This is a genomic window from Ruegeria sp. (assembly GCF_028066395.1).
In the GTDB taxonomy this organism is placed as follows: Bacteria; Pseudomonadota; Alphaproteobacteria; order Rhodobacterales; family Rhodobacteraceae; genus Ruegeria.
Genome location: NZ_JALCBM010000091.1, coordinates 1 through 14514, shown reverse-complemented (window position 1 = coordinate 14514; position 14514 = coordinate 1). Strand labels below are relative to the sequence as shown.

The following is a 14514-nucleotide window of genomic DNA, read 5'->3' as shown; positions in this document are numbered from 1 at the left end:
CGTGCTCAGGTCACCCCATTCTGCGCCAGCAACACGTTGTTTTTCAACAGAATTCCCGTTAAGACGACATTGGCGCAGGCGCAGCGAAATGGTGCTTCGTCCCGGATGTGTGAATTCGAAAAAGCCGGGAGTTCGCACTTGCAGCGAATGACCGCAATGCGGGCTGCGAACGCAGCATCTTGATCACTTGGTCAACGGCAGGTTTGGGCCGGATTTGTCCGTTTCGTCAATTTGCAGAACTGGCGGTATTAGCCGCGGGTTCGATGCCAACTCTTCGGTCAGTAAGAAACTTTGCAACAGATCCATGAACACCTAGTCCAGTATCCCAAGCGGTTCTAAAACGGATGCTTGCCCATGTCCGTGGAGCTCTGGTGATGTCGGTATCCCGTTTGGAGGTGCCGACGCAACCGAAGACATCGTATCAGGGTCAATGATCTGATCGCGCCATTCAACAAACCTGTTCAGCCTCGGCACACCTACGGTGTGGGTTGTTCCGTCAATGGCCACACTTGTGTTGGTGTTTCCCCCCAGCTCTCCACGCGCATTGGTCTGGTAAAAGTCCGCCCAAGAGACGATGATGAAATCCTTTGCGCCAAAGTTCTTGAGTTGTGCTTCCATCGCAGCGGGCAATTCGCCCGCACCGGTGAAACAGCTCATGAAGTAAATCCCGTTAAAGCTGTTTGGGGCAAAACGATCCGCGATCTTGCGGATGAAACTGACATTTGCATTGGATGTCGCGGTACCGCCTGCAACGACATCAGAAAGTTCAAGCATAAACCGCTCGCGCGGCGTTTCAGGCAGAAATGCGTCCAATGCGCCCGGACCGGTGGGCTGACCCGAGAAAACGAACCCATCATCCGCGCTGCCATGGCCGACAAAAAACAGGTTCCTAATCCGATCTGGGGAAAGGCGGTCAACTTCGAAAAATGCATCATCTATGTTCGCAGCGCTGACAATCTTCAATTCATCCGCCCGCGGATAAAACGGGTCAAACGTCAGCCCATCGAACATCCGCTGCACATGTTGAGCGCGCTGCTGCCAAATGTGAGAGTTGGTGAGAATGCCTTGCACGTGAAACGCGGCATCGCGATTGTCGAGCATTGGGCGAAAGTCATTGTTGGTGACGAAAACAAGATCAATGTCAGCCATGTCTGCACCCCCCTAGTTGCCGCGCTGTGCAAGCATGTTTTGGAACAACTGCGCGCGCTGCGCGAAAAGTGGGTTAACCAGGACAGGGCCATCATCGGCCGGCTGCGGATTGACAAGGCCGCTTGGCCCCTGATGATCAATACCCGGCGTTGTTTCACCCGACTTCCTCTGTGGGAACGGAATATCGGGAAGGTTCATGGGGATCAGCTCACATTGCGTAGCGTCGCGTACGCAGGTGTCCGCTGCGTCGACAATCCGGTTCAGAAGCTCGGCGATCTGGGTCAGTGCGTTGTTGAGTTTGTTGATCTTCGGGTTCTTAAAGAACTGCTGATTGCGCAAGACATAGTCAATGTCGTTCATCAGCGTCTCCAATGCGCGATAGTCGCGGCCGAGTTTTTTCAACGTGGCATCGGCATGCTGTCGCTGCACAAAGCTCAGGTCATCGGCCGGCAAAGCAAGCTCGCGATACTCTTCAAGCGTGTAGGCCGTTGGCACACCCAGGCCGCTCTGCGCTTGATCCGCCACCGTTCTCGCCAGATTAAGCGTTTCCTCAAACGAGAAAACCGGTTGAATGAGGCCACCATGCTGAAAAACCAGGATCTGAATCGAGTCCTCGGAGTTCAGGGATGACTGCAGGTTTTCGCCGGAACCGCTGGCACTAAAGGCACCAAAAGATGCCTCGGCCGAGGCGCGAATTTCCTGCTGCCGCTCAATACTAGAGCTTTCAATGCGTAAACACGCAAAAAACTCGACACCAGTAAAGCGCCCACCGATGAAGCGATTGCCGAAACGTTCGCGAAAACGCTCCATCTTTCGAAGGCTCAGCAGCTCGGTGGCTTCGTCCGTCAAGACCGGCGTGGTGGTAAAGCTTTCGAATGGGTTATCGATGGTAAACCGAATGATGGAAAAGGTTGCCGAGTTGGAATATTTGCAGCGCTCTCTGTAACTTGTCTTGGCGCTGGCGCCTTGCGACTTTCCGAATATGGATGTGCCGTAGCTGACGCTCGCCTCTGCATTAATTGCCTGATCAAACTGGTCGGACGTATCGACGCGTATGAATTCGAAACCGCCTGATGCACCTCCTGCACCTTGCTGGGCACCGATATCACCGTTTACCGCGATTGAGGGTTTGAGGTCGCCAGTTGTTGTGTCGACACCACGACCAATGCTCATCCCTGGAAAGGGATCAATGAGTTCAAATGCCATAAAAGCACCTCCAAAAAAGGGCTTGTTGAGAAGTCAGTTGAAAAAAGTCGGAATTAAAATCACGAAACAGAATAGCACAAATCATTCTTTTCGAAAAGTGCGGGAAAAGCCAGAAATTCCCTACCTCGGTATGATCACGCAAGGTTTCGTTCGTTTCGAACTCTTGGGGAGTGTGACGTTGACAGATCTGCTCTCCGAAACATCGTTAGGAGACTAAATAATTCACGCAAAAATAGTGAGTATGATGACGGGCTTCGCGTGAGAAGTGTGATCTTCTTCACAGGTACATTTCGAGAATCACAGTTTACTCTTCAGGTATAGTTTTTTGTTTTTCAAAAAGTCTTTTATTTGGGGAGCTTGCAATGGCAGCCGAAAAAGCCAGCAAATCTAAAGTGGCGGATATTGATGAGAAATTGCGCCATCTACCCGATGGCGGAGATGCTTTGCCGACCATCCATGATGCAGCGGCACACAAAATTCTGGAGCTTGCTGAAACGCTGGTATTCGACGCACGTAAACGTCTCGGCTCTGAATCATCAAAGCCACGTGTGGCTGAAGTAAAAGCACTTTTTACAGAACACACTGGTCGATCTCCAAAAGTGAGCGATGAATTGAATCGCGAGTTACGGAGGCCGGACCGTGTTGAGCGTGTTGCCGGATTGGATCAAACCTGGGACAAGGTCTATGCAAAGGCGATCAATGTATTTGATCAGACCAGCATCGAAAGCGGCAGCAAAGTTCAAGAGGCGATCGACAATTGGCAATTGGCGGTGCGGGTTTACAAAGCCGAGGCCCGCAGCGCGAGCGCCATTTTCAGAGCGGCGATCGAAACGGCCCACGAAAAACAACGTCATGAAGGTGGCAGACATGCCGGCGTTGACCGATTGTCGGACCATTATACAAGCTCGGTCGTGATCAGTGCGGCACTTGTGACCTACGAGAAATCGATGGCAACAGCCATTGATGCACTTTCCATCGCCGTGGGCGCACTGACCAAAGATCTTTTCACAAGCACCTCAAGCGTTTCGGTGGCCGAAGCGACCTTGATCGACACCGAACAAAAGGCCTCGAAGGCATTTTGGAGTGGCGTTCAGGATGAATTCGAGAACCGGTCGTAAAGGGGGCGCTTTAGATGTCATCAACTTCCACGATTCCATATGACCCAAGCCTTGTGCTTGGAATGATCATCAAGCCTCAGAAAATCAAGGAACTGCAAGCGATTGCGGAACTTCAAAAGCCGGTCGATGCGGCGCGGGACAAGTTCAATTCGATGCTGCGCGAAAAACTGAGTCTGGACTTGACCAAGCGCGAATTGATCAGCCTTGGCGCCAGCCCGGAGCAAATCGAGCAATTGCAAGCCGGGATTGACACGATCATGAACGAAGTCACAAGTGCGGCCACGGACCTGGCCAACAAAGTCGTCAGTGCCGAGCAGGCGATCTCGCAAGCGAAATCGGAGCAAAGTCAGCAGCAGATCGGAACCGAGCTTCGGAGTCCGATTGATTTCGCCTCGTCGACGCTGCAAAGCATGCCACTCGCCGCTGACACCATGGATATGGACGTTCAATATTTTCGGTACGAGGACAACGAGCAATCGTCGCGTTCGACGGCCAATTCAATTTCCACGTTTGTCGGCGCCAAGGTATCAAGCCTATTGGGAAACACATACGGGGCGCAGGCGGGTGCTTCTGCCCACAAGGCCTCGACCTCGGCTTATGACAATCACGGTGTCTTTGGCACGCTGGTGATCTGCGCCAACTGTACCAGCAAAGAGGTCCAGATGTTTTCGCCAATGCAGCTTGATCCCGATGCGGCGATGGACACTTATGTTTTCTATTCCGGCAAATCGATGCCGGTCGACGATCTGGATGAAATGCGAAAGATGGCGCTCGTGCCTATCGAAAAAGAAGATCAAAAGGGGGCAATTCCGGTTATTTCCGGTGCTTCTTACGGGTCAAGTTTTATCGGGTTCGTCCATTTCGAAAAGGTGGAAGCGACGGCGAGTTCGCAATCGTCCCAATCCAAGGCAGCGCAGGCACGGGCCGAAGTTGAGGCCGACTTGTTTCTGGAAAGCATTTCCGGATCATTTGGGATTGATGCGCAAACGGCCAGCAGCGTGAAGAATTTGCTGTCGACGTCGAACATTCAAAGCCATGCTTCGGTTATCACGATGGGGTTGATCCCGTCGATCAAATCCGACCAGGTCAAGACCGCTATTATGGCCATGAAAAACGACCCGGCAGAGAACATGAAGCAACTTGCTGCCATGCAGGATTCCAGCGATGCATCCGTGGCGTCTCTGGCAGCGGCCGGTTCTGCTGCAAAGAAGGGCCAGGCCATCGAACAGATGAAATCCGACTATATCGCGGCGGCGGTGTCCTCGGTGGCTAAGGTTGATGAATCGACCAATCAGGTGATTGACCTTAATTCATTGATGGTCGCGCTGGACGATTATGTTGCAAAAGCTGGTGAGGGGAAGATCGGCGTGCCGATCAACTATTATCTATCCTACATCACACAGCGCGATATCGCGATCCAGTGGATGAAGACTTACTACCCTGATCAGCTCCACAAGAAAGCCGCTTCCGGGAACAATTCAAGTAGTGGTGATTAAGTCCATCGCCGTTTTTTTGACCGCACAATTGAAGGGAGAAGACAATGCCTGCAGGGACAATCCTTGGAGCCACTCAGGTTATGGGCGGCAACAACACCCTTATCGCTACATCGACACAAGGAAATTACGAAAACCAGGAAATTGATCTGATTTTTGCCACCGCTGCCGCCATGGCAGGAATTCAAAGGGGCGCAAATTACACGTTGATTGATGCCGCTGGAGGTCGTTTCAGTTGCGTGTCGCGATATGTTGATCCAGGTGATTGCCTGGCGCGGTTTGCAGTTGTCTCGTGATGCTACCCGATTTTTAGGAAGTTGATTTGTTCGAAAGGAAATTGAAATGCCCACTGTCCAGATTTACGGCCCTTCCCCAACGAAGGATAAAATCGGTCCCTTGCAGAAGAGATCCTGGGATGATGACATCAAAGCTGTGAACGGCGTCAATAGCGTGACGTCTGAAGTGCAGGATGGTGTGACCTACAAAGCGGATGTGGATGGCGGTACAACAAATGCAATTGAAGCCGCGCTCAAACCGACGGTTCCATCGGACTGGACTCTTCTCGTACACTAACAGAGATCGTTTTCGTCATTCTAGGTGTTTGATCCCACGGTTTGATGGCGCGATCCATTCGCTGGAATGGAGGGAAGCATTATGGGACAAGTTCGTCATGGGAGCGTCACGTACTGTTACCCGGCAGGCGATTTGCAAGGCAAATCTGCCGAGGGGACATCCAGTTCGCTGAGCAGCCGCGCAATCGCAACACAATCTATTCCCGGCCCATGCGGTTCGACATGATCTGTGAAGTCAACGGCATCGAGCATCGGCTGACCAAGCCAAACCATCCGTGGACCAATCACCCACTTGAGCGGTAGCGATAATGGAGCTGCCTTGTCGCTACCTAGAATCGATCGTTTCCGTACCTGGCACTGGACGTCCGCTTTGGCGCGCTGCATCACAGCATTGGAATTACCGGCGCCTCGTCCGTTATGGGCCGCCTCTCGGACGGCCCCACGACCTAGATTTCAATGGCTTCGGCGATTGCCAGGGCATCCTCAAGTTCGACGCCGAGATACCGAACTGTGCTGTCCATCTTGGTATGGCCGAGAAGAAGCTGAACCGCTCGAAGGTTTCCGGTTTTCTTGTAGATTTGGGTGACTTTTGTGCGCCTCATTGAATGGGTTCCGTAGGCGCTTGCTTCGAGGCCGATCGATGTCACCCAGTCGCGGACAATCCGTGCATATTGGCGTGTCGAGATGTGCAGGCGTTCATGAAATCGGCCCGGCCACAGGTACTCTGAACCGATCATCAGCTCGTCTTCCATCCACTTTTCAACAGAGGCTCGAGTGCCTTCGGAAATCTCAAAGCGCACAGGCTTCTGCGTCTTGCTTTGAAGGACCGAAGCCCGTTCCTTGATTTGACCGGACGCCATGACATCTACGACCTTCATCTTCACCAGGTCGCAGCCGCGCAACTTGCTATCGATTGCCATGTTGAACAGCGCGAGATCACGATGGTTTTGAGCCAATTCAAGCCGCACTCGGATCGCCCAGACGTGCTTTGGTTTCAAAGGTCGCTTCTGGCCGACGATCCGACCCTTGTTCCAAGCTGGGCGAAGAGCGCGAATGGCAGGTAGATTTGGTGTTTCCATGACTGATCCTCCGATCCGCCATGCCCTCCCAAAGCGACAACCCGACGTTGCCCGGAGCATTTTATCACAGCATTCTGCACTGCCTCCGGGGGCAGCTCTTAGCCCAACTAGCACGTTGGATTTTCTCGCTGCGGGCGCACGCAGCACAGATTTTGCCGTTCGGGCATCATATTGAACATGGCAACGCGGCGCGAGGAACGGCCATTTGTGCCGTACGCAGCAAAATTTCGTCAGACTATTCAAGTTGCTCTACGGTGCGATCTTTACGCGCGCTCCATCTGGTAAATATTCGATACCAAGCCTGCATTTTCGCTTCATCTGTAGAAAGTCTCTTGATCGACCTGCTTTGCAGGCTCTCCGAACTGAATATCTTTGAGCATTATCAGTTCCGCCGCAGACAGCGCGATAGCCGGGTTTGAGATCAAGTACACTTTGGCTGTCGGTTCTTTCTCATAGGGGGGAAGCCGGAACAGAGATCCTTTGGCGACAAACGGGTCAGCCAGATGGGTCGGCAGGAACCCGATACCCAGCCCGCATTCGATCATCCTGCGCACTTCGTGAACATTGCTGGATTGGCCCCGGACATATTGCCCGATCGAGGCGCGGGCGCGGAAGGCTGTGACCTCTCCCATATGGCTGCCACCCAAAACATCCGCCGTGAAACCGATAAAGGGTTCGCCGCGCAGATCAATCGGTGCAAGGCCGGTTTGACCGGCCAGGTGATAATCGGCACCACAATAAAGCCCGTAGCGTTCATTCACCAATGTGCTGCTGGTCAGGCCCTTGGGAATGACTCCGTCACAAACACCAAACGTCGCCGATCCCAGCTCGACCATCCGAATTACATCAGCCGTCGTCGCCACCAGGATTTCCAGTTCGACACTGGGATAAACGGCAAAGAACCGTTTGATATGCGCATCCAGTTCCTCGCTTTCCACATGGTCGATGCAGGCCATTGTGATTTTTCCGGCCAAGGCACGCGGTGCCTTCTCAAAGGTCAGAGGCAGGCGAGAGATGGTCGAGTAAATTTCGCTGGCGCGTTCAAACAGGGCCTGCCCGGCCGGGGTAACCGCAAGGCTGTTGCCCTTGCGGATCAACAGCCGTTTGCCTGTGCTTTCTTCCAGACGTTTGATGGCCAGACTGACGGCGGGTTGCGACCGCAGCAATTCATCGGCTGCCTTGGTCATGCTTTCGTTCTGAACCACCACCATGAAAGTATAAAGAAGGTTCCAGTCCAGATTGCGGGCGAAGTCGCTCATAGATGACCTGATCCATAAGTTTCATAAATTTCATTCCTTAAATCTATAAATTTGAGTTAGAGGCGGCAATGGGGAATCCTCTCAAACCAAATATGGCAAACCACCGGGAGGAACTCATGTTTGCGAAATTTTCTGTAATGGCGGCTACGGCCTGTGTGGTTGCAACCGCGGCGCTGGCCGAAGACACGGTCGTGCGGATGGGCACCGAAGGCTATTACCCGCCCTTCAACTTCTTCGACAGCGCGGGCCAGATCAAGGGCTTTGACATCGACATCGGCAACGCGCTTTGCGAGAAGATGGAGGTCAAATGCGAATGGGTCACCACCGATTGGGACGGCATCATTCCGGCGCTGAACGCGGATAAATTCGATACGATCATCGCGTCGATGACCATCAATGACGAGCGCAGCAAAATCGTCAGCTTCTCAAAGCCCTACTATTTCAACGCAACCCGTTTCATCGCCCCCAAGGACAGCGGTCTGACAGGCGGCAAACCTGCTGATCTTGCGGGTATGATCATCGGTACGCAATCGGCCACAGGCGAGGTGGATATTCTGGAGGAATACTTCCCCGACAGCGAGCTGAAGCTCTATCCGAAACTGGACGACGCACTGCTGGATCTGGAAACCGGGCGGGTTGATCTGGTTCTGGCCAGCCAGTTCGTGCTGGGCAACTGGCTGACAACCGACGAGGGCGCCTGCTGTGAATTCGTTGGCGAAGCTTTCATTCCCGACAGCGCCAAAGGCACCGGCATTGCCGTGCGTCAGGACGACACCGATCTGCGCGCCGCGCTGGACTCGGCGCTGGACGAGATCATGGCGGATGGCACATACGATCAGATCCGGGGCGAGTATTTCGATTTCGACATCATGACCCAGCCCAAGACCACTTCGGAATACCTGGGCAACTAAGCCGGTTGAGCCTGCGTCCGGCGCAGGCTCGCCTTTTGGCGGAGCCCTCCGCTAGTGTGGCGTGATCTGGCATTCGGGAGCGTCCTTCATGAGCGATCTTTTTTCACTGCTGGCCTTCGGCGACGATGGCTGGGGCGATGAGCTGCTGCGCGGGTTCTGGGTTACGATGGCGCTGGCGCTGGTTACGGCCCCCTGCGCCTTGGCGATGTCCTTTGTCATCGCCTGGGGCAAGCAATCCAAAAAGAAATGGGTGCGCTTTCTGGCCAACGGATACACAACGGTTTTCCGCAGTCTGCCCGAGATTCTGACACTTCTGATCATCTACTATCAGCTTCAAAGCCTGCTGAACTTTGTCGCCCGGCTGTTTGTGCCGGATGCCAGCATCTCGCTTAACGCATTCACGGCGGGTGTGGTTGCCTTGACGCTGGTGTTTTCCGCGCTTGGCTCGGAAGTGGTGCGCACGGCCTATCAGGCGGTGGGACAGGGGCAGGCCGAGGCCGCTGCTGCGATGGGCCTACACCGCAGGCAGGCTTTCTTTCTGGTGATCCTGCCGCAGATGTGGCGACATGCGATCCCGGCCTTTGGCAATCTGTGGCTGATCCTGCTAAAGGACACATCGTTGATCTCGATCATCGCGGTCAGCGACATGATGCGCTATGCGAACATGGCAATCGCCACCACGCGCGAGCCGTTTTTCTTCTATACCATTCTGGCCATCGTCTATGTGATCCTGGCGTTCATTTCCGGGCAGATTCAGACAGTTCTGGAACGCCGCGCCAACCGCAATCTGGTTGGAGGGCGCTGAGATGCTGAGGCATGTCACAGAAAATCTGGACCTATGGGCGCAGGGGCTGCAGAACACCGTCAGCCTGACCGTTTTTGGGTTCATCCTCGGATTTCTTGTGGCGATCCCCATTGCCGCGGCCCGGCTCAGCAAGCATCGGTTCCTGTCGGGGCTGGCCTATGGTTACATCTATCTGGTGCGCGGCACGCCGCTGCTGGTGCAGATATTCATCATCTATTACGGACTGGGGCAGTTCAACAAGGAACTCAGGGCGCTTGGCCTTTGGTGGTTCTTCCGCGATGCCTATAATTGCGGGCTGCTGGCGTTCACGCTGAACTCGGCCGCTTATCAGGCCGAAATTCTGCGCGGCGGGATCAAGGCCATCCCGAAAGGCACGATCGAGGCCGGTCTGGCACTTGGGCTGAGCAAGTTCCAGCGGTTCCGCCTGCTGATACTGCCGATCACCGTGGCCCGCATGCTGCCTGCCTTCGGCAATGAGCTGGTCCTGCTTTTGAAAGCCTCGGCCTTGGTCAGCGTCATCACCGTGCGCGACGTAATGGGTCAGGCGCGGTACCTGTTTGGCGAGACCTTCGATCTTAGCGTCTTTTACATCGCCGCCGCGAACTACCTGCTGGTCGTGCTGGTGATCGAGGCCGTCTGGCGCTGGCTCGAACGCCGGAATGTCTGGCTACAATACAAAGGATGACGTCTTGAAAATTCAGACAGACGATATCGTTTTTGGCCGCGAAGGTGTGTTCCAGACCGCCACCGGCCCGGACGGAACCCATGTCGAGATGCCTTATTCCGGCATCCGCACCTTCATGCGCCGCCGTCCCACGGTGGATATGGAAGGGGTCGATATCGGGGTCTATGGCATCCCGTTCGATCTGACCACCTCGGGCCGCCCCGGCGCGCGGCTGGGGCCGAGCGCCCTGCGCGAGGCGACGACACAGCTGGCCTGGGGCGAGGTCTGGCCCTGGGGGTTCGATCCGTTCGATATCCTCTCGGTCGTGGATTGCGGCGATGTGCCATTCCGGCGCGGGCAGGTGGAGCAGATGCGCGACAGCGCCATCGCCATGGCCCGGCATATCACCGAGGCCGGGGCCAGCACCCTGATGCTGGGCGGCGATCACTGCACCACCTATACGGCACTGAAGGCGCATGCGGAAAAGCACGGGCCGCTGTCCCTGATCCAGTTCGACGCCCATCGCGACACGCAGAAAAGCGACTGGTTCGATCATGGCACCTTTGTGCATCACGCGATGAAAGAGGGGCTGATCGATCCCGAACACTCGGTCCAGATCGGCATCCGCACCTTCTATGAGGATGATGACCCGATCACCGTCCTCTATCGCGACTGGATGCATGACCACGGCTGGCGCGGCGCGCTGGACAAGGTGCGCGAGGTGGTCGGCGACCGGCCTGCCTATCTGACCATCGATATCGACAGCCTTGATCCGGCCTATGCGCCGGGCACCGGCACGCCGGTGGTCGACGGGCTGACCCCGAATGACATCATCCAGTTCCTGCGCGGCAGCGTCGACATGAACTTTGTCGGCATGGATCTGGTCGAGGTCGCGCCTCCCTATGATCACTCTGACATCACCGCGTTGCTGGGGGCATCCCTGACGCTTGAATACATCTGCGCCCGCGCCGCGCAACGAAGGAATACGGCATGACGTACCGTGTCGGGATCATTGAGTTCAGCAATGAAAGCAATACGTTCACCGTGATGCGCACCAGTATGGACGACTTTCGCGCCAAGCATTTCTATGTCGGCGACGAGATCCCCGAGAACTTCCGTGGCACCGGTTCGGAAGTTGGCGGCGCGATGGAAGTGGCCGAGGCCCATGGCTGGCAGCCGGTCTATATCACCGCCGGTCAGGCCGAACCCGGCGGCCCGATCCTTGAGGTCGCGCGAGCCGAATTCACCGACGCCACCATCCGGGGCCTGCGCGCGGCAGGCCCGCTGGACGGCGTGTTCGTCGCCCTGCATGGCGCGATGGTCACGGAAACGGATCAGGATGGGGATTGCCAGTTCCTGCGCGCCGTTCGCTCGGTCGTGGGCAACGACATTCCGGTGGCGGTGACGCTGGACCTGCATGCGAACATCTTCGACGAAACCGCCGATCTGGCACAGATCGCGGTGTCCTTCCGCACCTATCCGCACGTGGACATGCGCGAGCGCGGCATCGAGGCCTGCGAATTGCTGCACCGCACCATGGCCGGAGAGATCGCGCCCAAACTGGCCATTCGCCGCCCTCCGATGCTGGTGGGATGCGATGACGGGCGCACCACCGACGATGGCCCAATGTGCCGTCTGCTAGAGGATGCCGCCCGCGAAATGCAGGCCCCCGGCATTCTGAACGTGGCGATCAATGCGGGCTTTACTGATGCCGATGTCTGGGCCGCCGGTCCCTCGGTTCTGGTGACCTACGATACGGCCGATGTCACTGAAGAGGCCGCCGTGGCCGTGGCGGATCGGATCTGCGACCGCATCTGGGATTTCCGTGACGACTGGGCGCTGCCGATCCCGCTGGAAGATTGCATAGCACAGATCAAAGCCGCCGCGCCGGGCGACAAACCGATTGTGGTTGCCGATTTCTCGGACAACCCCGGATCGGGGGCCTATAGCGATTGCACCGCTGTCATTGCCGCCTTGCTTGAGGCCGGGATCGAAAACGCAGCCGTCGGCACGCTTTTCGACCCGCAAGCAGCTGCGGAACTCGCCGCCCACGGGGTCGGAGCCGAAGTCACGCTCTCAATCGGTGGAAAAACCGACCCGAGCGTGGGCGGCGGGCCATTGCAGGTCACCGGCACGGTGATGGCCGTCAGCGATGGCGGTTTCCATTTCGAAGGACCGATGTTCACTGGCCTGCCGGGATCGACCGGAACCAGCGTGTGCCTGCGGGTGCAGGGGGTCGATATCATGACCGTGTCGGATCGGATGCAGATGCTGGACAAGAACATCTATCGCGTGGTGGGCATTGAACCGGCGGAAAAATCCGTGGTCGTGGTGAAATCCATGCAGCACTTTAAGGGGGCTTTTGCCCCGATTGCCTCGCAGATCATCGTCACCGATGCCGGGGGGCTGTGCACGCCGAACGTCAAGCGGCGGACCTACACCCGCCTGCGCCGCCCGGTCTTCCCGTTGGACGAGATCAATGCCTGACATGTTCGACATCGCCATTATCGGCGGTGGCATCACCGGGGCTTCGGTTGCTTTTTTCTTGCAGGGGCAGCGTTCAGTCATCCTGCTGGAACAAGAGGCGGCGCTTGGCTATCACGCGACCGGGCGTTCGGCGGCCGAATTCACCCGGCGCTTTCATTCGACCGAAACCGGGCAGTTGACGCAAGCCAGTGCTGGGTTCATGGAATCTCCGCCCGACGGGTTTTCCGACGTCCCCCTGCTGCGCCCGCGCGGGAACCTGTTGATCGCCGATGCCGAAAAAGCGGATCATCTGCATCAGGTCTATGAGACCGAGCGCGACAACACGCCAGCAGGTGCCTCGCCGGTCGAACTGCTGAGCATCGATCGGGCGCTGGAGAAAATGCCGTTCCTCGACCCCAATTGGGTCAAGGCCGCCTTTTATGACCCGGATTGCTGGGATGTTGAGGTGGAAAACCTGCTGCAGGGTTATATTCGCGGGGCCAAGACACAAGGCACCGAAATCCGTCAATCTGCTCCGGTTACCAAGGCCCACCGGGATGGTGGTATCTGGGTACTGGAAACTCCGACCGGTGTCGTGCGGACTCATACCGTGGTCAACGCGGCGGGTGGTTGGGCCGATGACGTGGCGGGGCTGCTGGGCGCTATGCCTCTGGGGATCACTCCGCATCGCCGCACCGCGATCAGTGTCAAGGTGCCGGGCTATGACGTCAGCCACATGCCCGAGGTCAACGAGATTGACGAGGTGTTTTACTTCAAACCCGACGCGGGTCAGTTGATGATCAGCCCGGCGGACGAAACCCCGGTCGACCCCCATGACGCCTGGCCCGAAGAGTTGGATATCGCCTACGCCGCCCATTACCTGAGCGAATGCACCACACTTGAGGTCACCCACGTGGCCCACAGCTGGGCGGGCCTGCGCACATTCGCCAGCGATCGCTTGCCGGTGATCGGATTCTCGGGCCAGGCCGAAAGCCTGTTCTGGCTGGCAGGGGTCGGAGGGTACGGCATTCAGACCTCGCCTGCTGTGGGGCAGATTGCGGCGGCTTTGCTGACCGGGACCGATCCGCCTTCGAATGTCACCGCCTCAGGCGTCAATGCCGCCCGGTTCTCACCTGCGCGATTTGAAGGCTGAGCCATGAAGGTATTTGATGCCCAGGCCACCGCAGAAGCCCTTCCATTCGACGCGCTGATCAACCAGATGGAGACACTGTTCGCCAAAGGGCTGACCGCACCGGGCCGCCACCGCCACACCATGCCGATGTCGGACGAGCCGGGTGCGACGCTGCTGCTGATGTCCGCCTGGACAGAGACCGTCGGCTGCGTCAAGGTGGTCACGACCACCCCTGGCAACAGCGCGCGCAAATTGCCCGCGATTGCCGGATCGGTTCTGGTCTTCTACCGAACCACCGGGGCACATCTGGCCTTGCTCGACGGTGCGGTTCTGACTGCACGTCGAACTGCGGCTGCTTCGGCGCTGGCCGCACGCTATCTGGCCCCGGATATGGCGCAGCAATTTTGGAGGTCTGAATTTACAGGATGCGGGACGGAGCCGCCTTTTGCTCACGCCGCTTTTGCTGACGCAGCATCATTTCGCGGACGCGGCATGCTATTTGTTACATTGCAGAGGATTTCCTGATTCCGGTCATTCATCGGTGCAAAATCCCGCAAGATTCAGATCGCACTTTCGCCGCAAACGGGTCTGACTATCGAGGAGCGGGACATAGAGGGCATGCCCATCCTCAACATCAATGGCTGCCGTCAGTTTCTGAGC

16 protein-coding genes are annotated in these 14514 nt (G+C 56.6%); 12 read left to right on the top strand and 4 right to left on the bottom strand.

Annotation, left to right across the window (positions count from 1 at the left end):
- Window positions 1–183 (top strand): hypothetical protein (locus MPJ51_RS19960; protein WP_298390521.1); only part of this gene is annotated, 183 nt, incomplete at its 5' end.
- Window positions 184–312: 129 nt separating this feature from the next.
- Here MPJ51_RS19960 and MPJ51_RS19955 read toward each other — a convergent pair.
- On the bottom strand, window positions 313–1149 hold the full coding sequence (locus MPJ51_RS19955; protein WP_298390519.1) for a hypothetical protein: 837 nt from the start codon (window positions 1147–1149) through the stop codon (window positions 313–315).
- Window positions 1150–1161: 12 nt separating this feature from the next.
- Window positions 1162–2355, bottom strand: a complete 1194-nt coding sequence (locus MPJ51_RS19950; RefSeq protein ID WP_298390517.1) for a hypothetical protein — start codon at window positions 2353–2355, stop codon at window positions 1162–1164.
- Window positions 2356–2717: 362 nt separating this feature from the next.
- On the opposite strand from MPJ51_RS19950, the gene MPJ51_RS19945 reads away from it, so the two are divergent.
- From MPJ51_RS19945 to MPJ51_RS19930, 4 genes are read left to right on the top strand one after another with little or no spacing between them, the layout of a single operon-like run.
- A complete protein-coding gene (locus tag MPJ51_RS19945; RefSeq protein ID WP_298390515.1) occupies window positions 2718–3473 on the top strand; it encodes a hypothetical protein in 756 nt (251 codons plus the stop codon).
- Window positions 3474–3487: 14 nt separating this feature from the next.
- On the top strand, window positions 3488–4969 hold the full coding sequence (locus MPJ51_RS19940) for a hypothetical protein (RefSeq protein ID WP_298390513.1): 1482 nt from the start codon (window positions 3488–3490) through the stop codon (window positions 4967–4969).
- A 44-nt stretch (window positions 4970–5013) separates the two neighbouring features.
- The gene (locus MPJ51_RS19935; protein WP_298390511.1) at window positions 5014–5262 is read left to right on the top strand and encodes a hypothetical protein; all 249 of its coding nucleotides are present in this window, start codon (window positions 5014–5016) and stop codon (window positions 5260–5262) included.
- 46 nt (window positions 5263–5308) lie between these two features.
- Window positions 5309–5539, top strand: a complete 231-nt coding sequence (locus MPJ51_RS19930; RefSeq protein ID WP_298390510.1) for a hypothetical protein — start codon at window positions 5309–5311, stop codon at window positions 5537–5539.
- A gap of 445 nt (window positions 5540–5984) precedes the next feature.
- On the opposite strand, the gene MPJ51_RS19925 is transcribed toward MPJ51_RS19930, so the two are convergent.
- The gene (locus MPJ51_RS19925) at window positions 5985–6617 is read right to left on the bottom strand and encodes a tyrosine-type recombinase/integrase (protein WP_298390508.1); all 633 of its coding nucleotides are present in this window, start codon (window positions 6615–6617) and stop codon (window positions 5985–5987) included.
- A gap of 314 nt (window positions 6618–6931) precedes the next feature.
- Window positions 6932–7876: a LysR family transcriptional regulator gene (locus tag MPJ51_RS19920; RefSeq protein ID WP_298390506.1), complete on the bottom strand. Its 945-nt coding sequence runs from the start codon at window positions 7874–7876 to the stop codon at window positions 6932–6934.
- Window positions 7877–7992: 116 nt separating this feature from the next.
- Between MPJ51_RS19920 and MPJ51_RS19915 the strand changes: the two genes are divergently transcribed.
- The 7 genes from MPJ51_RS19915 (at window position 7993) to MPJ51_RS19885 (ending at window position 14379) form a co-directional block, all read left to right on the top strand.
- Entirely contained in the window at window positions 7993–8787 is a 795-nt protein-coding gene (locus tag MPJ51_RS19915) for a transporter substrate-binding domain-containing protein (protein WP_298390504.1), read from the top strand.
- Between the two features lie 88 nt (window positions 8788–8875).
- Window positions 8876–9592, top strand: coding sequence for an ABC transporter permease subunit (locus tag MPJ51_RS19910; RefSeq protein WP_298390501.1), 717 nt, complete (start codon window positions 8876–8878; stop codon window positions 9590–9592).
- A 1-nt stretch (window position 9593) separates the two neighbouring features.
- Window positions 9594–10277, top strand: a complete 684-nt coding sequence (locus MPJ51_RS19905; protein WP_298390499.1) for an ABC transporter permease subunit — start codon at window positions 9594–9596, stop codon at window positions 10275–10277.
- Between the two features lie 4 nt (window positions 10278–10281).
- On the top strand, window positions 10282–11250 hold the full coding sequence (gene speB, locus MPJ51_RS19900) for an agmatinase (RefSeq protein WP_298390497.1): 969 nt from the start codon (window positions 10282–10284) through the stop codon (window positions 11248–11250).
- Window positions 11247–12743: a M81 family metallopeptidase gene (locus tag MPJ51_RS19895; RefSeq protein WP_298390496.1), complete on the top strand. Its 1497-nt coding sequence runs from the start codon at window positions 11247–11249 to the stop codon at window positions 12741–12743. Before speB ends, MPJ51_RS19895 begins: the two co-directional genes overlap by 4 nt.
- Window positions 12736–13875 carry an FAD-binding oxidoreductase gene (locus MPJ51_RS19890; RefSeq protein ID WP_298390494.1) on the top strand — a complete coding sequence of 380 codons (1140 nt, stop codon included), beginning with the start codon at window positions 12736–12738 and terminating at the stop codon, window positions 13873–13875. Before MPJ51_RS19895 ends, MPJ51_RS19890 begins: the two co-directional genes overlap by 8 nt.
- 3 nt (window positions 13876–13878) lie before the next feature.
- On the top strand, window positions 13879–14379 hold the full coding sequence (locus MPJ51_RS19885; RefSeq protein ID WP_298390492.1) for a hypothetical protein: 501 nt from the start codon (window positions 13879–13881) through the stop codon (window positions 14377–14379).
- Window positions 14380–14514: the final 135 nt, after the last annotated feature.